Below are 19,678 nucleotides of genomic sequence, written 5' to 3' on the forward strand. Positions count from 1 at the left end.
ATGAAAAAACAATCTACGAGTTTGAGTAAAGCCACAATGGAGTAATGCTTGAGTTTCTCTTAAGAAAACCTTAACCTTTGATTCGTCAATATTTATTGGAGCAGTAAGTGGCGAGTTATCGAATCGGTAAATTTGTGATTGATGAAAGCAGATGTTTAATTTCATCGCAAGAATATGAGCAAGTTGTCGAGCCCAAAGTCATGGATGTATTACATACCCTTTATATTCATCAGGGGAAGGTCGTAAGCCAAGAAATGATCTTCGCTGCGGTTTGGCCTAATTCAATATTTAATCCAAGCTCAGTACAGCGTTGTATTGCGTTATTACGAAAAGCCTTAAAAGAAGATGCCAAGAACCCTCAATTTATAATTACTCATCCAAAACGGGGTTATAGCTTGGAGCAGGTTGAATTGAGCCAATCAACTAAAGCAACTAAAGCAAAAACGCAATGGTTGCCGTTGCTACTCGTGGTACTCGTTTTTACAGGCGTTGTAGTTTGGCAAATGATTGCTGATAAGCAAGCGCATCCAAGTTTTAGTCAATTAATGCCACTGACGTCAAGCGAACTGAATGAATCTAATTTATCTTTATCGCATAATGGTAACCACTTAGCCTTTGTTCGAGGTGATAAAGGCAACCAACATATCTGGTTAAAGGAATTAGCCACAGGTCGAGAAGCTAGGCTCACGAAGTTTGCTGCAAGTTATTTTGCCTTAGGGTGGTCTTCACAAGACAATGCGTTGGCGTTTGTCGAAGCGAGTGAGCATAATCAGTCACTCCAAACTTTATCGCTTGATTTATCGTCATTTGTGGCACGTGAGAAAACGACTGTCAATCGCTTTACCGAGACGACACTGACGAGCCATCATATTTATTGGGGAGCTGGAGAAGTACTCTATTTTATCGAGAAAAATAAACAAAGTAATGACACCCAACTGGTTTCACTGGATATAAACAGTAAACAAAAAAAGCGATTACTAGCGGCTTCTGAGCAAGATTGGTTACTTGTTCATGCGTTATCAAATGATGGTAGTAAAGTCGCGTTAGGTTTTGAAGCAGGACAAAATAAATACCGTATCGATGTGCTTGAGCTTGCTAGTAATACAGTGAAAACCATTGCAGTAATAGAAAACGGTATTCAAGGTTTGAGTTGGCATCCAAACAATCAAGCGTTATTAATAAGCCAACGTAACCAACTTATAAGTTTAGATCTTGAAGGTGAGCTGCAGCTTATTCCGTTTAATAATTATCAAATAATTCGCGATGCCCAGTACACTTCATCTGCTGAGTCAATTTTAATGGAATTAGTGAATGTGGATGTTGATATTGTCAGTCAAACACGAACAGATCCAAATACACTTACAAAGCGGGTGGATACTTCCTCGGTTGACTTTCTGCCAGTGTTTTCACCGGATTCAACAAAATTTGTATTTGAGTCACATCGCTTTGGACTAAAACAATTATTTTTGTATGAAAATGAAAAACAGAAATTAGTCTTCGCAAATCCAGATAACGAAGAGCTGTTTGGTACTGTATGGCATAAAAATGGTCAGCAAGTATTCACTGCAAGCAAAGATACCTTATATAAAATTGATATTGTCAGTGGGACCTATGAAGCTATTCCACATCCTCATCACTCATTTTATTTACGCGAAATGTATCATAATGAAGAATCCATTTTAGTCTCTTACCGCGCAAAAGATGGGGTTACATTTCACCCAGCTAAATTTGATTTAAATGATCTATCGCTGACGCCATTTTCTGGTTCTGGTAAACGCTTGAGTTGCTACGGTATGGACTTAGATGATAAAGACCAGATTTATTTTTCAAATAGTAATGAAGTTTTTCGCGTAAATTCTGACGGTGATATTGAGTTAATATGGCAGTCTCAACAAGATGAAATTATTGGAATTGCAGTTGAAAAGCAGCAATTAGCTATCACCTTAGAACAGCCGCATAGTATCAAATATCAAACGATTGATTTAGTTTCATCTGATAGCGAAAGTTGGCAATTAACAGCCCCAAAACAGCATATGCTGATTAATGCGTCACACGATTTGAATGAGTTTTTATACTTAACCGACCCTAAACGTACGCGCAAATTAGTCAAACTACTTTAATATGTTCTATCAGAGACTTAAGTTGCTCAAGGCTGACGGGGTTATGAGCATGATTACCATGCAAAAGCACTATATCAATCACTGGTAAGAGGGGGAGTGTTTCATCGGTAATTTCTTCTACGCTCTTTTGCATACTAATGCGTGCCATGCTCCCTATTGCGAGATTTTGCTCAATTAAACCATGTAAAGCCCCCACAGAGCCGCAGCAGGCGATAATATTAAAGTGTCGCTCTGCTTTCAGTAGACCTTCGATGCTGGCTTGGTGAAATTTACAGTCGCGTTGAAATAAGGCCAGTGGCAAGGGGGTTGCAGGGTTTAATTTAAAAGACGGACTTTTCACCCACACTCCTTGGCTTGATTGTATTAGGTAACCTTCCTCTGAGTTTGGTGAACGGGTCGCAATCACTAAATCAAGTTGACCTTGGTCAAGCTTAGCCCTTAATTCACTGCTAGGTGCGCAGCTAATTTGTATATCCAGCGCAGTATTTAACATGCGCAGTGAATTCACGAGTCGCGGTAAAATTGAATGGGCGTAATCATCAGGGCAGCCAATACGAATTCGACGGTTTCCAGTGCCTGCTTGAAGTTGCTTAAAGGCCTCATCGTGAAGATTGATTAACTGCTTTGCATAACTTGCTAATTGATGACCTTGTTGGGTAAGCACTAACTGTCGTCCTTGCTTCTCAAATAAAGAACTCCCTGTGTCTTGTTCTAGTTTTTTCATCTGCATACTTACCGCAGATTGGGTTCGGCAAATCTGTGCGGCTGCGCGGGTAAAACTGCCCGTGTCTACAAAAGCACAAAAAGTTCGTAAGGCATCAATATCCATGATGTATCAGTTTCTCTTATGGGTTGTATAAAAACAATTGGCGAGTAATTCGCCTTTTGCTGCTCTATAGTGGTATTAATCTAATCGTTAAGGGATGAAAAATGCAATTATTTATTGGTAATAAAAATTATTCGAGTTGGTCATTAAGAACGTGGTATTTATTAAGTAAATTCAATATATCATTTACCGAGCAGCAACTTGTTTTAGATACCCCAGACTTTTATGACAGATTAAAAACGAAATTTCCTGTACAAAAAGTCCCTGCATTAATCGACGGTGATTTAGCAGTGTGGGATTCACTCGCGATTTGTGAATACATCAACGATGCTTATCTAAATGGCAGAGCATGGCCTGAAAACTTAAATAAAAGAGCTCACGCAAGAAGTGTGGCTGCAGAAATGCATAGTGGCTTTCTCGCACTCAGAAATGAAATGCCCATGAATATTCGAGCTAAAAGACATGTTGAGCTGTCAGAACACGCAAAGAAAGACATTGCGCGCATTGATGAGATATTTTCGATGCGACCACAATCGTCGTCCAATACATGGCTGTATGGTGAGTTTTCAATTGTTGATGCGATGTTTGCGCCCGTGGTACTGCGCTTTAAAACTTACCAAGTAACATTATCAAGCCCTGCACAAGCTTATTGTGACCAGGTACTATCGTGTCCTGTTTTGAATAATTGGATTGCACATGCACTGCAAGAAACAGATATTGTTACAAGTGATGAGGCAGGAGAGGATATTATTTAATCACCGCGCACAAAGCGATAATTTTATGCTTTGTGCCATTTTCGCAACTTTGTGTTGGTGCATGTGTGTAATTTATATACAAAAGAACGAGTTTAATTGTAAGCTCTTCACTCTATAATGGAACGGTTGCTCTTTATTTAAACACCTCATTACTCGCCTTTTTCCGTTCCTGCGTAGGTATATAATTATGAGCACATTCGGTGCAAAGTTATTAAATCAAGATATGTCAATTGCACGCTACTTTTGTCGGTTCAACTCTATGCAAGTTGAGCAAGCATTTACTCAAAGTAAGCTTGAGCAAGATAAAAAAACTGCACAGTTTCTTGCCTGTATCACCGCCATTATGATTATGCTGGTGACCTATTCCGATAAAATGATAATTCAACCCAGCTTTTGGCCCGGTATTGCATTATTTAGCCGGACTATTTCTGTTGCAGTTTGTGTGATCACTGCACTTGGGGTGTGCTATATCCGGATGCCACAGCAATTATCGCAGGCGGTGGCTGCGTTTATGACATTCTTATTTTTTAGTATGCAATTTATGGTGTTCACCTTTGAGCGCCATTATGTCCTGCATATGTTTTTTGATGTGATTATTTTGATCACTATGTATTTCTCTACTTTATTGTCATTAAAGAATGCCACCTTAATCGGTGTGTCTTACAGTGCATTTGCAATTACCGTTATTTATTTTAATAAAGATGTAAGTAGCCATACTTTTTATATGGTTGGGTTGGCACATGTATCCGCTAATTTTGCAGGGGTCGTTATGTCGGCTCATGAGCATTTAATCCGTCGGCAGCTTTTTGTTCGTAACACTCAGCTAAGTCAACTTGCAGATGAAATGAAAAGACAGGCATTTAAAGATGCACTCACACAGCTGCCTAACCGGCGTGCGTTTGATAACAATTATGAGGGATATCAAAAATTAATTAAGCAGCAAAATAAAACGAAACATGTGTGTGTCGTTTTAGCTGATATTGATTACTTTAAACGCGTAAACGATACCCATGGACATGAAATGGGGGATACCGTGCTTAAGCACTTTTCGACTTTTTTAACGAACTCTCTGCGCAGTGCTGATGATGTCTATCGATTTGGTGGTGAAGAGTTTGTCATTGTACTGCCGCTTTGTTCATTAAAAGATGCCACTGCGCTTATAAACGGCATGATAGCAAGGTTAAATGCCGAGGAGTTTAAATTAGGTAGTTGCTCTTTATCGATACAAGCAAGTTTTGGTATGACCATCATGCGTGAGGAGCAGCAAAAATCAGTGATATCACGAGCTGATTTGGCTTTGTATCAAGCTAAGGAAGGCGGAAGAAATCAATTGGTTATTAAAATTTAATCGATACCAAGGTGCGTTTAATTTAGTCAATAAATTGTAATTATCCAAAGATACTTGTATATATTATCTGTACTTCTTTTTTCTTATATTCATTCAATAAAGAGAGCATGCAAGGAGATGCATAATGCTATCACGCCATAAAAAAGGCTATAAAATATCAATTAGAGCGAGTGTTCTCTTAGTCTTTGCGCTTGCCAGTCTTTTAACGGGAATTGTGGCGATTAGCTTGCATTATTACTTCAGCGAAAAGTTAGTATTGCACACCAAAGCTCAGCAATTTAAGCAAACAAGCCAGCAGATTGCTGATCATATCACACGTATAAATCAGCGTGCAGATAACACCCTCAGCGTGATGGTTCATGACACACGCCTATTTTCACAAAGCCAAGGTAACTATGAGATTTTTCGAAATGTACTCATAGAGGTGCTTAGTCGCCACACAGATTTTTATTCACTTATTTTAGGGCGTGCGAATGGTGATTTTCTCCAAGTTATTAATCTAAAAGGGTATGCAAATTTACCCGCCAGCTTGAATATAAAAGATGAGTATAAATGGCTGGTCATTAAAGTATCGGGGGAAGGTGAAGAGCGTCGTAAGTCGATGTTATTTTTAGACTCACAACTGACAGTCCGTAAAGCAGAAGAACAACAAACCGATTTTGATCCACGAACGCGAATATGGTTTCAAGACGCAGAAAGTGGGGTTGTTACCAAATCTGAACCGTACATGTTTAATGTTTACCACGTACCGGGTTATACCTATTCGATTAAGTCAGATGATACCGGCGATGTGCTTGCGGTGGATATAGCAAGTTCGAGTTTAAGTGCGTATTTAACTGAGCAACAGACTAAAATGCAGTTTTTGGTTTCCGCCGAAATGTATGTCTATCAGGGTAGTGGTGACATTATTGCCAGCAGTAGAACGCAAAGCCATCAGCATACCTTTGACGATTTATCAGCGCTTATTAAGCTTGATGACCAAAGAACAGGCCTTGCAAATAAGCGTCATCAGTTTGGCAAAATGCTGGATGTACATGAAAATGGGATAGAAAAATACATGTTTGTCGTGCCCTTACCATTAAGCGGTGACATGCAAGCTGACAATGACGATTTCTTCACTGTATTGGTAGCAAAAGAAGATGTACTTGCGGTCATTCGTGAAAAAATTCGGATTTCTATTTTAATAACGAGTTTATGTTTATTACTGCTACTGCCAGTATCGTGGTTTTTTGCATCATCAATTGTGAATCCAATTTTAAAGCTTGTTGGTGAGAACAAAAAAATTCAGCAGCGCGAGTATAAAAATGTGTCTACTCTGTCAAGTAGCATTCTCGAAATTCATTATTTAGCCAATTCAATGGTTGATATGAGCCGTTCTATAGAGAAACACGAAAACTCACAAAAAGCACTTATGGAATCGTTTGTTGAACTTATAGCCCAAGCGATTGATGATAAATCACCTTATACAGCAGGGCATTGTGAGCGTGTTCCTGAGCTTGGCATTTGGCTTGCAAATGCTGCATCTGATTCAACAGATCCCGCCTTTGCAGAGTTTGCATTTAAAAACGAAGATGAAAAACGTGAGTTTAGACTGGCAGCGTGGTTACATGACTGTGGTAAAATTACCACGCCAGAACACATTGTAGACAAAGGCACCAAACTAGAAACCATTTATAATCGTATTCATGAAATCCGTACACGTTTTGAAGTGTTGCTGCGCGACGCTAAAATAAACTACTACGAAAAGCTGCTTGAAAACCCAACACACAGGGAGACACTGCAACAGCAGTTAGACGCTGAAACAGACAAATTACATGCTGACTTTGCTTTCATTGCTACTTGCAATGTGGGAAGTGAGTTTATGGATGATGAGCAACTTGCACGCTTAAAAGACGTTGCGTGTATTAAGTGGCATCGGCATTTCGATGCAACGCTTGGTTTATCGCCTCTAGAAGAAATGCGCTTTGCAGATTTAAAGGGGCAATCTTTACCTGTTGAAGAAACGCTGTTAAGTGATAAACCCAGTGACCTAATTACGCACCACAAGGCTGTGGAATACGATGCTAATTTAGGTATAAAAATGTCGGTTCCTGAATACAAGTATAATTTAGGTGAGTTATATAACTTACAAATTAGAAGTGGAACACTTACCGCAGAGGACCGATTTAAAATTAATGAACACGTTATCAGCACGATTCGTATGCTTAATAATGTGCCATTCCCCGAAGAGCTAGCCCGTGTGCCGCGCTATGCATCGACCCACCACGAAACCTTAAAAGGCACGGGGTATCCGCGTAAATTATCAGCGGATGACTTATCGATACCTGAACGAGTGTTAGTACTTGCTGATATTTTTGAAGCACTCACTGCAGCAGATAGGCCATATAAAAAGGCCAAACCATTGAGTGTTGCTATTGATATTTTAGCTAAAATGGTCGATGACGATCATATTGATCGTGACGTATTTAAACTGTTTTTAAGTTCAGGTATTTACCTTGAATACGCAAAACGCTATTTGAGCCCTGAACAAATAGATAACGTCGATATCGCAAAATACCTCTAACCGAGAGGGGTTGTTTTTACTTTAGGCTGAAAAGTCCGTACAATTCGCCTCGTTTTTGGTGCGTTGTTGTAACGCTTTTAACGAGATGAATGTAAGCCAGTATGCATCAGATTGCCGATTTAATCGCTATTTTTGACAGCACTTTTTATCAAAGCCATAACACGCGCTTAATTAAAGGTGCTGACGAGCCTATTTACCTGCCTGCAGATGAGCAAACGACTTATCATCAAATTGTCTTTGCGCATGGTTTTTACGCCAGTGCACTCCACGAAATTGCCCATTGGCTGGTGGCAGGTGAAAAACGCCGCTTACTTGAAGATTATGGCTATTGGTATTGTCCAGATGGTCGTGATAAACATCAGCAAGCTGAGTTTGAAGCGGTAGAAGTTAAACCCCAAGCAATAGAATGGGCGCTTAGCGCTGCGGCAGGGTTTGACTTTAATGTTTCGGTCGATAATTTAAATGGCGAACAAACGTGTCGTTTTGCTTTTCAGCAGCGTGTTCACCAGCACCTATTAAGTTTACTAGCGTCTGGTTTTAATCAACGAACTTACGCACTACTAAAAGCACTCAGTGATTTTTATAAGACCCCGTGGCCACTGACAAGTGCACAATTTGTATGGCAACATCCAGGAGAGTTATCTGATGCAGTTTAAGTTAGGTTTAATTGTAAACCCTGTTGCAGGGCTTGGTGGCAGTGTAGCTCTTAAAGGCAGTGATGGTGCAGATACAGCAGCGAAAGCCATGGCACTCGGCGCAGAACCCAAAGCAAATTTACGCACCCGTGCAGCACTTGAAGCATTACTTGCGTATCAAGACTCGCTCATTATATACACCGTTAATGGTGAAATGGGGGAGCGAACAGCCACCCAATTAGGCTTTAATACCCAGGTTATTTATCACAGTGGCGACGTTACGACGCCGGATGACACCGAGCAAGCTGCAAAGCGTCTCGTAGAACAAGGCGTAGACCTTATTTTATTTGCAGGCGGTGACGGAACAGCCCGAAATATTTGTCATGCTGTTGGCGACACTACACCCGTGTTGGGCATTCCCGCAGGCTGTAAAATTCATTCAGGTGTGTATGCTATTACCCCAAAAGCTGCGGGCCGAGTGGTTGAAATGCTTGTAAAAGGTGAGTTGGTGAGCTTAGGCGATGCAGACGTGATGGATATCGACGAAGCCGCATTTCGCGAAGGCACAGTAAAAGCAAAACGGTATGGTGAAATGCAAGTGCCGAGCGAAGTACGTTACGTGCAAGCGGTTAAAAATGGTGGTAAAGAAACCGACGAGTTAGTGCTTGCTGATATTGCAGCTTATGTGGTGTCTGACATGGATGAAGATACTTTATACGTCATGGGCAGTGGCTCAACAGTTGCTGCCATTATGGAAGAAATGGGCCTAGAGAATACCTTACTCGGTGTTGATTTAGTGGCAGACCAAGCGCTGATTGCTCAGGATTTAACTGCACAGCAATTACTGGAGCTAACACACGGTAAACCGACTAAATTAGTGATCACCCTGATCGGTGGTCAGGGCCATATTTTTGGTCGTGGAAATCAACAGCTCAGTCCAGCACTTATTCGTGCTATCGGCCGCGATAATATTATTGTGGTCGCAACCAAAACAAAATTACAGGCCTTGAATGGCCGCCCATTGATTGCCGATACTGGCGACAGTGAGTTAGACGATGAATTAAGTGGTTATATTAGAGTAACCACAGGTTTCAATGACCATATAATGTATGCAGTAGGTCATCAAGATGGGCTGCACCCAGAGGAGAGATAACCATGAGTTTAGTAAATTATATTGATGCAGCGCAGCAATATTTTGATGATTTAGTTGATAAAGCAACCGATGATGAGTTATTTGCTGGTGGCTATTTACGAGGCCATTTTGATTTGGCGGTAGGGTATGCGCAAGTTGAAGAATTAAACTTATCAACCGACGAGCTTAATAATCAAGTCGAGTCGAGCCTGGTTAAAGCATACCGTAATGGTGAGCTTAACGAAGATGATAAAGCATTAGTGGTTCGTTTATGGGATGAAGTAAAAGCATTAGCCTAATCGGTGTTGATGTTATTTAAATAAGCGGCTTTGGCCGCTTTTTTTATATAGTTGAAGTACCCAAATCGGATAGCTTAGTTAACTTAAAATTTACCTCTTAACGCGGATGCGATAAGGTAAGCAAGAAATTTTTCTAGGGAATTCGAAAATGAATAATAACAATGATGTGCAGGCACCAAGCGGAGCAATCGCACGTTTTTTAAATACCATTGAAAGGGTAGGCAATAAGCTTCCTGATCCGGCCATTATCTTTTTAGTGGCCATGTTACTTATTTGGCTGCTGTCGTGGCTTTTTTCGGGCATGACATTTGACGCCATAGACCCACGAACAGGCGAGGCCATTGTTGTCCATAATTTGTTGGCGGGTGATTCCTTAGCCACCTTTTTATCGTCGATGGTAAAAACCTTTACAGGCTTTGCTCCTTTAGGTGTTGTGCTTGTTGCAATGTTAGGTGTTGGGGTTGCTGAGCATTCAGGCTTTATCAATACGGGCTTAAAGCTAATGCTAAAAGTCACTCCTAAGCAGCTATTGACCCCGTCTATTATTTTAGTGGCGATTGTTAGCCACACCGCAACTGATGCTGGCTACGTGTTAGTTATCCCGCTTGCGGGGGTTATTTTTTATGCGATGGGTCGTCATCCTCTTGCGGGTATTGCTGCGGCTTTTGCGGGCGTGAGTGGGGGCTTTAGTGCTAATTTCATTCCATCAGGTATCGATCCATTACTGCAAAGCTTTACCCAAAGTGCAGCACAAATTATTAATCCTGATATGGCGATTAACCCATTAAATAACTGGTTTTTCACCTCAGCTTCAAGCTTATTCATTATTCTATTAGGCTGGTACATTACCGATAAAATTATTGAACCACGCTTACAAAATACCCCACTTGATGGTGACACCGAAGACTTACCCGCTTTTGATGAAGCGCGTAGCGATGAAAAGCGTGCGTTTTATATTGCAAGCACAGTGATGGTAGCAGGCCTTGCTTTACTTTGGTTTGTATCCGCTCCCGCAGACTCAGCTATGCGCAGCCCCGATGGCTCGCTGACTAACTTCCGTTCACCTTTGATGCAGTCTATCGTGCCACTAATTTTCCTACTGTTCTGGATACCTGGTGCAGTTTATGGCTTTGTGGTTGGCACGTTCAAAAGCTCTAAAGACATGATTGATGCCATGAGTAAAGCAATGGGCGGCATGGCGTATTACATAGTAATGGCGTTTTTCTGTGCGTTATTTATCGCGGCATTTAGTAAATCAAACCTTGGGGCATTACTGGCTATTGAAGGTGCACAGCTGTTAAAAGCCATGCAATTACCCAGTTCTGTAACCGTGATTGGTATTATTTTCTTAACTGCGTTCGTAAACTTGTTTGTGGGTTCAAGCTCGGCAAAATGGGCATTACTTGGGCCTATTTTTGTGCCTATGTTAATGCAATTAGGCATATCGCCAGACTTAACCCAAGCAGCGTACCGTGTGGGTGATTCAAGCTCAAACATTATCACCCCGTTAATGCCTTACTTCCCATTGGTTGTCGTGTACTGCCAGAAGTATGTTAAAGGCACAGGTATCGGCACCTTAATTGCCATGATGCTGCCGTACTCTATCGCGTTCCTAATCGGCTGGAGTATCTTCTTACTAGCATATTGGGGCTTAGGCATCCCACTCGGCCTACAGTCAAGCTACGTGTACCCAGCGGGTTCATAACCATAAAAATAACAAAGCCTCAGCCATCCAACTGAGGCTTTTTTGATGTAACCTATTAGTAGAGGAAATCGTGTGAAATTTAATGTTGAGTGGCAATAGCTTTGGAAAAAACTTACTAAGACTTTTTAATTTTAATACCTGTTATTTTTATGTTTATCATCCGCTACTTCCAAAGTGGGATGAGTCTTGAGAGCACATTTGAACACATTACTGTTTATCAATTACCCTTTTTCTTCTTTTGCATTTTTTTAGGTTCGCTTTTCTTGGCATTTTTAGTATCAATCTTAATTAAATATACAGCGGTTGAAATCGGTGATGGTTATCTCAAAGGAAGGAATTATTGGTTTATTAAAAAACGTATTCCAATCAAGTTTATATCGAAGCTTTACTTATTTCGAGACAACGGTATTGAAGCCGTCGTGGCAGATGCAGGGCAGTATGGCAAAGTTTATATTCTACCCATACCGAAAATTAGATGAATTGATGGCAGGTAGTTAAGCCGTGACTTTAAAAACTGAATGGTGATAGCTGACAGCTTTACTTCAGACACAAAAAAACCTTGTCACTCTCATGACAAGGTTTTTTTAGTCGTTAGCTTTAAACGCTTAGTTTGCTGTGAAGCTTACTGGACGACGCTCTTTACGAGGGCCGCTACGTTTTTCACCACGGTCTTTGTCTTTGAAGCTACGCTTTTTATCACTGCGCTCACCTGCTGGGCGTTCGCTGCGCTCTGGGCGCTCAGAAGCGGCTTCAGCTTTGGTGAGTGTCATTCCCATTGGGCGTTTACAAATAAACACTTTTTGGAAGTGATCAAGCACATCTTTAGGCATGTTTTGCGGTAATTGTACCGTACTGTGACTGTCGTGCAGACGAATGTCACCAATAAACTTGCTTGAGATATCTGCTTCGTTAGCAATCGCACCAACGATATTTTTAACTTGTACACCGTGCTCACGACCTACTTCGATACGGTATGTATCCATAGGGCCCATGCTGCGGCTGTTACGTTCACGCGGCTCACGTGGTTTACGTTCGCGAGCAGGGCGATCACCACGGTCAGCACGTTCGTTACGACGGCGATCACCACCGCGTTCTGTACGTTCGCCACGCGGTTGAACTTTAACTTCTTCAACCTTGATTGGTGATTGTTGCTGCGCTAAACACAGTAAGGCACCTGCTAAGTCTTCGAAGCTTAGTTCAAGCTTTTCAGCCATGTTGGCCGCTACTTGGTTAAAGAACGTGATGTCTTTATTTTCAAGTGCAATAGTCAACTTGTCTTGCAATGCTTTGATGCGTTTTTCTTCAACAACTTTCGCTGTTGGTAAATCTACTTGTGCAATTTCAGACTTCGTATGACGAATGATATTTTTAAGTAAATAACGCTCGTTGTGTTTTACGAAAAGAATCGCTTTACCTGAACGACCCGCACGACCTGTACGGCCAATACGGTGAACGTAGGCTTCAGAGTCTTGTGGAATATCGTAGTTAATTACCAAGCTTAAACGGTCAACATCTAGACCACGCGCTGCAACGTCGGTTGCAATTACGATATCAAGTAAACCACTTTTCAAACGCTCTACAGTGCGTTCACGTGCTTGTTGGTTCATGTCACCATTAAGTGGTGCGGCAGAGAAACCTTCGCGCTCAAGTAATTCAGCTAATTGTACTGTGTCATTACGTGTACGTACGAAAACAATCGCACCATCGTATTCTTCAGCTTCTAAGAAGCGCACGATCGCTTTGTTTTTGTGTACGTGTGCATTCCAAAATACTTGCTCAACAGTCGATACTGTTGAGTTACGCGCTGAAATATGAACTTGCTCAGGCTCGTTCATGTATTTGCTGCTGATATTTTGGATTTGCTTAGGCATGGTTGCAGAGAAAAGACATGTTTGCTTTTCACGCGGTGTTTTTTCCATGATGCTTTCTACATCATCAATGAAACCCATGCGTAACATTTCGTCCGCTTCATCAAGAACAAGGGCTTGTAAGCTCTCGAATTTGATTGTGCCACGGTTAATGTGGTCGATTAAGCGGCCTGGCGTTGCAACAATGATTTGCGCGCCACGACGAAGTGCACTTAATTGGATGCTGTAGCTTTGGCCACCATAAAGGGCTAAAACTTCTACACCACGAGTATGCTTAGCATATTGTTCGAATGCCTCAGCTACTTGGATCGCAAGTTCACGCGTAGGCGTTAGAACAAGGATCTGTGGCTGTTTCACAGACGGGTCAATATTATTTAGTAATGGCAGTGCAAATGCTGCTGTTTTACCTGTACCCGTTTGCGCTAGTCCCAGTACGTCCTTTCTTTCTAGCAATAACGGTATACATTGAGCTTGGATTTCAGATGGAGTCTTGTAACCTAGCTCTTCAACTGCTTTTAAAATTGCAGGAGAAAGATTTAAAGATTCAAACGTGACTGGTTCTGACATTAATACGCCTCAACGAATTTAAAGAGGCGCGCATTGTATAGGAAATACAATGCAATTGCTTGTATAAATTACAACTAATTTGTATGTGGTTGATGTTGGTCATAATTTAATCAGTTGTAATTTACCAAAATCAACCATGTTTACAATTTATTGATATAACCCTAAATTTTCTTTAGCGTATGCTTCGAATTCTGTGAAGCCACCAATGTGAGTTTGGTCAATAAAAATTTGTGGAACGGTTGGGCAAGGTTTGCCAGCAGACTTTTCTAAATCTGCTTTGCTGATACCTTCTTTAATGATATCGATATAGCGAAATTTAAAATCCTCACGCTCGTTCGCTAGTTTTTCTGCTACGTCTTTTGCGCGTACACAGTATGGACAGCCCTCACGGCCAAAAATTACAGTCAACATATCGCTCTCCTCGATGTAAGTGTGTTGGTCTAGTTATCATATTAACGAATTAGATTCATAAAAACAGTGCATAAAATCGATTACTCTATTCTGTTTTTTCTCTGAGTGCCTCTTAAGTCACTTTCGTGTTCGTATGCGCAGCCCAAATTCTGTGGAATACCCCATAGAATGAGCTGTAATCGCGAGTTGCTCATTAATAACATAATACGTTGGGTAGGCACTGACTTTGTAATCTTGTCCTGTATACCGTGTCCCTAATAAAACGGGCATCGTTAAGTCTAGTGAATCTGTAAACTGCGTTATCTCGTCAATATTTTTATAATCAAGGGCAATGGCAACCGCATTCAGCTCGCCTTGTTGATAGGCTTTTTCGAGATTAGGCATACTGTAGCGACAAATACTGCACCAAGGGGCAAAAAAATACAGCACTGTGTTTGTGCCTTTTAAATCGGCAATGGTGACGCGTTGCTGTGGGTTGTCGAGTGTCGCTAAATTGAAATAGGGGGCGGGAGTGTGGTCTGTTGGTAATAAATTTCGTTGCCGAAATAGCGTAACGGCATACAAGATGATAGCCATCAACAGCAGGTTTTTAGTCAAAGCGACTATTTTTTTTAAAACTGAGGGTATTTTTTTCATTTTTATTTTGTACGTGCTTAGCCCTTTAAAATCAACTTATTCAGACCAGAATAAGCCTCAATAAATTTCAAAAAGAGAAAAAAATTGCAATTTTTTTTGTAAAAAATCTTGAAAAGATTTTGCTTGCCCATAAATCGTTTAGTGAGGACGCCTGATGGGTCCCAAACAAACCAAAGTAATTGAAATTTATATAATTAATTTAACTTTGTTAGCACTTGTTCAAAAGAAGAGGACTAACAAAATATCGCTTAAATATGAGGATATTATTATGCGTACAGTAGACTTATCACCACTTTATCGTTCATTCATTGGCTTCGATCATTTAGCATCATTAATGGATGCGGCAGCACGCACAGACAAGCAGCCAAGTTTTCCTCCATACAACATCGAAGCATTAGATAAAGACAAATACCGTATCACTATGGCCGTTGCCGGTTTTAGTGAAAGTGAACTGACCATTGAGTCAGAAAACAATACATTAAAAGTCAGCGGCACAAAAGCTGACAAAGAAGACAATGCAGAGCGTAAGTTTATCCATCAAGGAATTGCTGAGCGCAACTTTGAACGTAAGTTCCAACTAGGTGACCACGTTAAAGTACTCGGTGCAGACCTTGAAAATGGACTTTTAAGCATTGATTTACAGCGTGAAATTCCTGAAGCACTCAAACCACGTAAAATTGAAATTGGCAGTGGTAAATTGCTTGAGAATAAGTAATTAAGCTGTAATCAGCATTGTTTCCCCTTGTTATTTGTTAGAAGTAGGCCGCCTCATTTGAGGCGGCCTTTTTTATAATTTCTCTAAATTATCGACGCACCACTTTGCGCGTTTGAGAGTGGCTTGTTGCTGCGATTCGTCTTGTTTATACCAGGTGTTATAAATCATGCCTATACGCGGATTTTTGCTAAGCAATTGTTCGTGCTCTAACATGAAGTTCCAATATAAACTATTGAAAGGGCACGCATCATCGGTGGCTTTTTCTTTCACGTTGTAATGGCAATCCTTACAATAGTCACTCATTTTATTAATGTAATTACCACTTGCGGCATACGGTTTAGTGGCAATTAAGCCGCCGTCTGCAAATTGACTCATGCCGCGAGTGTTGGGCATTTCAACCCATTCGATAGCATCAATGTAAATACCTAAATACCAAGCATCGACTTCATTTGGGTTTATGGCTGTAAGCAAACAAAAGTTACCCGTTATCATCAAACGTTGAATATGATGAGCATAGGCGGTGTCTAAACTTTGCTTAATTGCATGGTGCATACATTTCATTTTAGTGTTTGCGTGCCAAAAATAGTCGGGCAGGGCACGCTTTGCTTCAAGGGCATTTTTGTTGGCGTAGTCAGGCATATTTTGCCAGTAAATACCACGCACATATTCGCGCCAGCCCAGAATTTGTCTAATGAATCCTTCAACTTGGGCAATATCAATTTTTTGCTGCTGTTTTTCAAAAGCCTCAATCACGCGCTTAATAACCTGCATTGGGTGCAGCATTTTAGTGTTGAGAGCAAACGACAAGCGGCTGTGATATAGCGACCATTGGTGCTCAGATTGACAGGTCATCGCATCTTGAAATTGCCCAAAGTGAACTAACAAATGATCGCAAAAAAAATCAAGAAGCTGCTTTGCTTCATAACGTGTTGTTGGCCAAAGTATCGAATGATTGCACTCTCCAAATGTCGTTATGTTATGTTTTTTTATGCGTGAAAGAATGTCCTTAACATCGTGCCCAAAGCACAGTGGTTCAGGAATTGCGTTGAGATCATGTTGTTTTAACTTGTTTCTATTTTGTTGATCAAAGTTCCACTTGCCTCCGACCGGTTCATTGTTTTCGTCCATTAATATATTGAATCGTTTACGCATTGTGCGATAAAAGAATTCCATTTTTACATGCTTGTCTTTTTTAAAGTGTTGGCATATATCATTAAAGGGAAGTAAAAAATGCTCTGTGTCGTATGCGTTAATCGCACACTCACTGTTTTCTGAGAATGCCTGTAATTGCTGTTTGAGTCGGTATTCATCGGGATACTGGTATTCAATGCGTTTACATTGGTAGTGTTTCGCTAAACGAGTAAGAAGGGCGGGTAATGATTCGTCATCTTTTGTGTCATCTAAGGTAAGATGTAGCACATTAAACCCCGCGCTTTTGAGCGCCTTTGCAAAGTGTTCCATTGCTAAGAAAAAGGCGGCAATTTTTTGTGTATGATGTTTTACGTAATCGGTTTCTTGTTTTAGCTCAGCGATGACATAAAGAGTGGTGTGCTGATCTTCATCTTTATACCAGCTGTGGCTAGCATTGAGTTGATCGCCAAAAATAAATCGCAAAGTAGAGTAATGCACAATAGTAAACCCATGATAATTGATTTAAATTACTACGTAATACCGCTGAATTTAGATCGTGTTGGCCCACAACATGCTTACAGAAACACAGGATAAACAACAGGGACGATATTATGAAACCACGCTTCTTTACTTTATTTACACTGGTTTGTTTAGGGGTCACTTTGAGCAAGGCGGCCAACGCGGCAATTTATCAATGTGAAAAAAATGGCATTGTTGAGTTTAGCCAACAACCTTGCGGCAAAGATGCAAAGTTGATCACCGTTAAAGAGCAAAACCCCACATTATTAGGCTCGCCAAAACCTGTTTCTGAATCAAGCGATGTAACAGCAGAGATTGATAACTATATTCGATTAAAGCAAATAGACGCCAAAATTGCAGAACACAATAATAAAATAGACTCTTACTCAGAACGGATGAACAATGAAATTGCGGCATTAAGCAGTCAAGCCGATGCGCAACTGCACAATTTGGTCGGAGCAAAAAAAGAAGCCGCCATAGCTAAACAGATGTCTGCCGTTTCAGAACGTTATAATTTATTGATCAACAATGAGCAGCGTAATATAGACAGGTTAAGCACAGAAAAAAGCCAGTTAGTTTTGCAAAGTAACGATACAGAACAGAATGAAATTGACCATTTTATTCGTAGTGAACAGATTAAACGTGAAATCGCAGAGCACAAAGACAAAATTGACCGTTATCATGTTGAGCTAAATCAACAGATTAAGCGCCTTGAGCAACAAGCCTCTACCAGACCGACTAATCTAGTCGATGCGAGTAGCGACCAGGCTTTATCAGACAAAATGTCTGCGGTGACCAGTAAATTTAATACTCTCATTGCTGTTGAGCAGCGCCAAATCGATAGATTGAATAATGAACTTACTCAACATTAATTAGTGTCAGCCCTCAACTACGAACTAAGTCGAGTAGCGCAACGTGTATTGATTGAAATCACATTACTGTAAGCAAACAAATAGCTTTTAACAATGTTGGAAAATATACGAATTGCCTGTGACCACGCTTGTTTTAGGTGGCTGTTTAAGCCTCTTTGCTGGGACTCCAGCGTGTCGAAAAATGCGTCACACAAATGGTCTATATCGTGACTTGATACATTCAAAAAGCTTAGGTTGTTTGCTATATATTGAATGAAAGGCATCACCAAAGGTAAGTCATCAAGGTGTGACACAACCTTATTAAGCGCACAAAATAGTATATAGCTTCGTTTGCTTACACTCTCTTCGCTTGGCATCGTCATTGTTAGATTACGCTGGCTCAAATTGTGGTAAAAGGTGTGCGTAAATTGATGGAAATCAGGTTTTAGCAGTTCAACATTCTGTTGTAAAAGCCTTTTTTGAAAAATAGATAGACTCATAGGAAAATCGCTTAATAGCCAACACTATAGTTTGTTCTTCTTATAGTGTTAACTATAGACCTATTTTTCCGGAAATAGGAAATTTTATGACAAGGTTGTCATTATTTTTTTTCGTAAAAAATTGTCCAACTAATTCATGCCCGAAGGTTGCTAATTGAGCGCTACATGCTTATAATAGCCGCCATTGACTTGATGTGCTTGCCACTCAAGCAAACGATATTAAGTAATTTACTTGATATCCATTGGCGCGGGATGGAGCAGCCTGGTAGCTCGTCGGGCTCATAACCCGAAGGTCGTCGGTTCAAATCCGGCTCCCGCAACCAAATTCATGTTAAAACATCGTAAGTTGTCTTTAACATGCACAGTAATTTTTTACTGTATGAAGTCGCGCATTCTGGGTAATGCGCGTTTTGCGTTTAGGCTATTTAGTTTAATTTAGTCAGGTAATTGACCGCAACCAAGCTTGGCCCTAGGCCACACAGTTTTATGCTTTAGGTGTGACGCCCCGCTTGGTTCGGGGCGTTGTTGTATCTGATCTAGCATGATTTTATGAATCATTATTAAACTCAGTATTTCAGGGCTATATGCCCTTTTTTTGTTTGTATGGAGGATTTTCGTGACAAAACTTGAGCAAGATTTAGTAGCCATGCTCTCACCAGCCGTTGAAATGTTAGGCTTTGAGTTACATGGTCTTGAGTTTGTGCAAGCTGGTCGCCACTCTACATTACGTGTTTACATCGATCATGATGCAGGGATCACGGTAGACAATTGTGCCGACGTAAGTCGTCAAGTTAGCGCAATCTTAGATGTCGAAGACCCAATTACAAACGAATACGATTTGGAAGTGTCGTCTCCTGGTGTTGATCGTCCATTATTCAAACAAGATCACTACGAGAAGGCACAAGGAGAAGAAGTACGCGTGCGTACTAAGCTTCCACAAGATGGTCGCCGTAATTTTAAAGGCGATTTAGTATCAGTTAGCAGTGATATGATCACACTTTCAGCAGATGGGACTGAGCATATGATTATGCTAAGTAACATTGAACGTGCGAACATCATCGCAAAGTTTTAATTCGAGTGCGAAGGAATAGGGCAAG

General features: G+C 40.7%; 16 protein-coding genes, 1 tRNA gene and 1 pseudogene. 13 read left to right on the forward strand and 5 right to left on the reverse strand.

The window, feature by feature from the left end; genetic code table 11:
• Positions 1 to 107 precede the first annotated feature (107 nt).
• On the forward strand, positions 108 to 2,120 hold the full coding sequence (locus GZH31_RS04975; RefSeq protein WP_036969931.1) for a winged helix-turn-helix domain-containing protein: 2,013 nt from the start codon (positions 108 to 110) through the stop codon (positions 2,118 to 2,120).
• Here the strand turns inward: GZH31_RS04975 and GZH31_RS04980 are convergent.
• Positions 2,107 to 2,949 (reverse strand): LysR family transcriptional regulator, encoded by an 843-nt coding sequence (locus GZH31_RS04980; protein WP_036969929.1) that lies wholly within the window; start codon positions 2,947 to 2,949, stop codon positions 2,107 to 2,109. The genes GZH31_RS04975 and GZH31_RS04980 overlap by 14 nt on opposite strands.
• A 101-nt stretch (positions 2,950 to 3,050) precedes the next feature.
• On the opposite strand from GZH31_RS04980, the gene GZH31_RS04985 reads away from it, so the two are divergent.
• The 8 genes and pseudogenes from GZH31_RS04985 (at position 3,051) to GZH31_RS05020 (ending at position 11,862) form a co-directional block, all read left to right on the forward strand.
• Complete coding sequence (locus GZH31_RS04985) at positions 3,051 to 3,701, forward strand: glutathione S-transferase family protein (RefSeq protein ID WP_075593887.1); 651 nt, start codon at positions 3,051 to 3,053, stop codon at positions 3,699 to 3,701.
• Between the two features lie 187 nt (positions 3,702 to 3,888).
• A complete protein-coding gene (locus tag GZH31_RS04990; RefSeq protein ID WP_180311441.1) occupies positions 3,889 to 5,049 on the forward strand; it encodes a GGDEF domain-containing protein in 1,161 nt (386 codons plus the stop codon).
• Between the two features lie 973 nt (positions 5,050 to 6,022).
• Positions 6,023 to 7,612 (forward strand): annotated as a pseudogene (locus GZH31_RS04995) (HD-GYP domain-containing protein); the annotation flags it as partial.
• A 101-nt stretch (positions 7,613 to 7,713) separates the two neighbouring features.
• Positions 7,714 to 8,268, forward strand: coding sequence for an elongation factor P hydroxylase (locus GZH31_RS05000; protein ID WP_036969921.1), 555 nt, complete (start codon positions 7,714 to 7,716; stop codon positions 8,266 to 8,268).
• Positions 8,258 to 9,400 (forward strand): ATP-NAD kinase family protein, encoded by a 1,143-nt coding sequence (locus tag GZH31_RS05005; RefSeq protein ID WP_180311443.1) that lies wholly within the window; start codon positions 8,258 to 8,260, stop codon positions 9,398 to 9,400. The genes GZH31_RS05000 and GZH31_RS05005 overlap by 11 nt, the downstream gene beginning before the upstream one ends.
• A 2-nt stretch (positions 9,401 to 9,402) precedes the next feature.
• Positions 9,403 to 9,678 carry a YfcL family protein gene (locus GZH31_RS05010; protein ID WP_036969913.1) on the forward strand — a complete coding sequence of 92 codons (276 nt, stop codon included), beginning with the start codon at positions 9,403 to 9,405 and terminating at the stop codon, positions 9,676 to 9,678.
• A 148-nt stretch (positions 9,679 to 9,826) separates the two neighbouring features.
• Entirely contained in the window at positions 9,827 to 11,383 is a 1,557-nt protein-coding gene (locus GZH31_RS05015) for an AbgT family transporter (protein ID WP_065978787.1), read from the forward strand.
• Between the two features lie 149 nt (positions 11,384 to 11,532).
• The gene (locus tag GZH31_RS05020; protein WP_180311444.1) at positions 11,533 to 11,862 is read left to right on the forward strand and encodes a hypothetical protein; all 330 of its coding nucleotides are present in this window, start codon (positions 11,533 to 11,535) and stop codon (positions 11,860 to 11,862) included.
• Between the two features lie 126 nt (positions 11,863 to 11,988).
• Here the strand turns inward: GZH31_RS05020 and GZH31_RS05025 are convergent, their stop codons facing one another.
• From GZH31_RS05025 to GZH31_RS05035, 3 genes are all read right to left on the reverse strand, one after another.
• Complete coding sequence (locus tag GZH31_RS05025; protein WP_036969910.1) at positions 11,989 to 13,818, reverse strand: DEAD/DEAH box helicase; 1,830 nt, start codon at positions 13,816 to 13,818, stop codon at positions 11,989 to 11,991.
• 147 nt (positions 13,819 to 13,965) lie between these two features.
• The gene (locus GZH31_RS05030) at positions 13,966 to 14,229 is read right to left on the reverse strand and encodes a GrxA family glutaredoxin (protein WP_036969909.1); all 264 of its coding nucleotides are present in this window, start codon (positions 14,227 to 14,229) and stop codon (positions 13,966 to 13,968) included.
• Positions 14,230 to 14,346: 117 nt separating this feature from the next.
• Complete coding sequence (locus GZH31_RS05035; RefSeq protein ID WP_065978789.1) at positions 14,347 to 14,865, reverse strand: TlpA disulfide reductase family protein; 519 nt, start codon at positions 14,863 to 14,865, stop codon at positions 14,347 to 14,349.
• Between the two features lie 268 nt (positions 14,866 to 15,133).
• Here GZH31_RS05035 and GZH31_RS05040 point away from each other — a divergent pair, with 268 nt between their 5' ends.
• A complete protein-coding gene (locus tag GZH31_RS05040) occupies positions 15,134 to 15,580 on the forward strand; it encodes an Hsp20 family protein (protein WP_036971655.1) in 447 nt (148 codons plus the stop codon).
• Positions 15,581 to 15,652: 72 nt separating this feature from the next.
• Here the strand turns inward: GZH31_RS05040 and GZH31_RS05045 are convergent, their stop codons facing one another.
• Complete coding sequence (locus GZH31_RS05045; protein ID WP_075593891.1) at positions 15,653 to 17,212, reverse strand: cryptochrome/photolyase family protein; 1,560 nt, start codon at positions 17,210 to 17,212, stop codon at positions 15,653 to 15,655.
• A 110-nt stretch (positions 17,213 to 17,322) separates the two neighbouring features.
• Between GZH31_RS05045 and GZH31_RS05050 the strand changes: the two genes are divergently transcribed.
• The 3 genes from GZH31_RS05050 (at position 17,323) to rimP (ending at position 19,653) form a co-directional block, all read left to right on the forward strand.
• Positions 17,323 to 18,102, forward strand: a complete 780-nt coding sequence (locus GZH31_RS05050) for a DUF4124 domain-containing protein (protein ID WP_075593892.1) — start codon at positions 17,323 to 17,325, stop codon at positions 18,100 to 18,102.
• 725 nt (positions 18,103 to 18,827) lie between these two features.
• Positions 18,828 to 18,904: transfer RNA gene (locus GZH31_RS05055), tRNA-Met, on the forward strand.
• 293 nt (positions 18,905 to 19,197) lie between these two features.
• Positions 19,198 to 19,653, forward strand: coding sequence for a ribosome maturation factor RimP (gene rimP, locus GZH31_RS05060; protein ID WP_036969905.1), 456 nt, complete (start codon positions 19,198 to 19,200; stop codon positions 19,651 to 19,653).
• Positions 19,654 to 19,678 lie beyond the last annotated feature (25 nt).

It is taken from the genome of Pseudoalteromonas sp. JSTW, from assembly GCF_013423925.1.
GTDB classification, from domain to species: Bacteria; Pseudomonadota; Gammaproteobacteria; order Enterobacterales; family Alteromonadaceae; genus Pseudoalteromonas; species Pseudoalteromonas lipolytica.

Coding starts and splice junctions, on each gene's coding strand:
- GZH31_RS05035 (WP_065978789.1), bottom strand. CDS start 14,865: ATGAAAAAAATACCCTCAGTTTTAAAAAAAATAGTCGCTTTGACTAAA.
- GZH31_RS05005 (WP_180311443.1), top strand. CDS start 8,258: ATGCAGTTTAAGTTAGGTTTAATTGTAAACCCTGTTGCAGGGCTTGGT.
- GZH31_RS05030 (WP_036969909.1), bottom strand. CDS start 14,229: ATGTTGACTGTAATTTTTGGCCGTGAGGGCTGTCCATACTGTGTACGC.
- GZH31_RS05010 (WP_036969913.1), top strand. CDS start 9,403: ATGAGTTTAGTAAATTATATTGATGCAGCGCAGCAATATTTTGATGAT.
- GZH31_RS05050 (WP_075593892.1), top strand. CDS start 17,323: ATGAAACCACGCTTCTTTACTTTATTTACACTGGTTTGTTTAGGGGTC.
- GZH31_RS05020 (WP_180311444.1), top strand. CDS start 11,533: ATGTTTATCATCCGCTACTTCCAAAGTGGGATGAGTCTTGAGAGCACA.
- GZH31_RS05015 (WP_065978787.1), top strand. CDS start 9,827: ATGAATAATAACAATGATGTGCAGGCACCAAGCGGAGCAATCGCACGT.
- GZH31_RS04980 (WP_036969929.1), bottom strand. CDS start 2,949: ATGGATATTGATGCCTTACGAACTTTTTGTGCTTTTGTAGACACGGGC.
- GZH31_RS05040 (WP_036971655.1), top strand. CDS start 15,134: ATGCGTACAGTAGACTTATCACCACTTTATCGTTCATTCATTGGCTTC.
- GZH31_RS04985 (WP_075593887.1), top strand. CDS start 3,051: ATGCAATTATTTATTGGTAATAAAAATTATTCGAGTTGGTCATTAAGA.
- GZH31_RS05025 (WP_036969910.1), bottom strand. CDS start 13,818: ATGTCAGAACCAGTCACGTTTGAATCTTTAAATCTTTCTCCTGCAATT.
- GZH31_RS05000 (WP_036969921.1), top strand. CDS start 7,714: ATGCATCAGATTGCCGATTTAATCGCTATTTTTGACAGCACTTTTTAT.
- GZH31_RS04990 (WP_180311441.1), top strand. CDS start 3,889: ATGAGCACATTCGGTGCAAAGTTATTAAATCAAGATATGTCAATTGCA.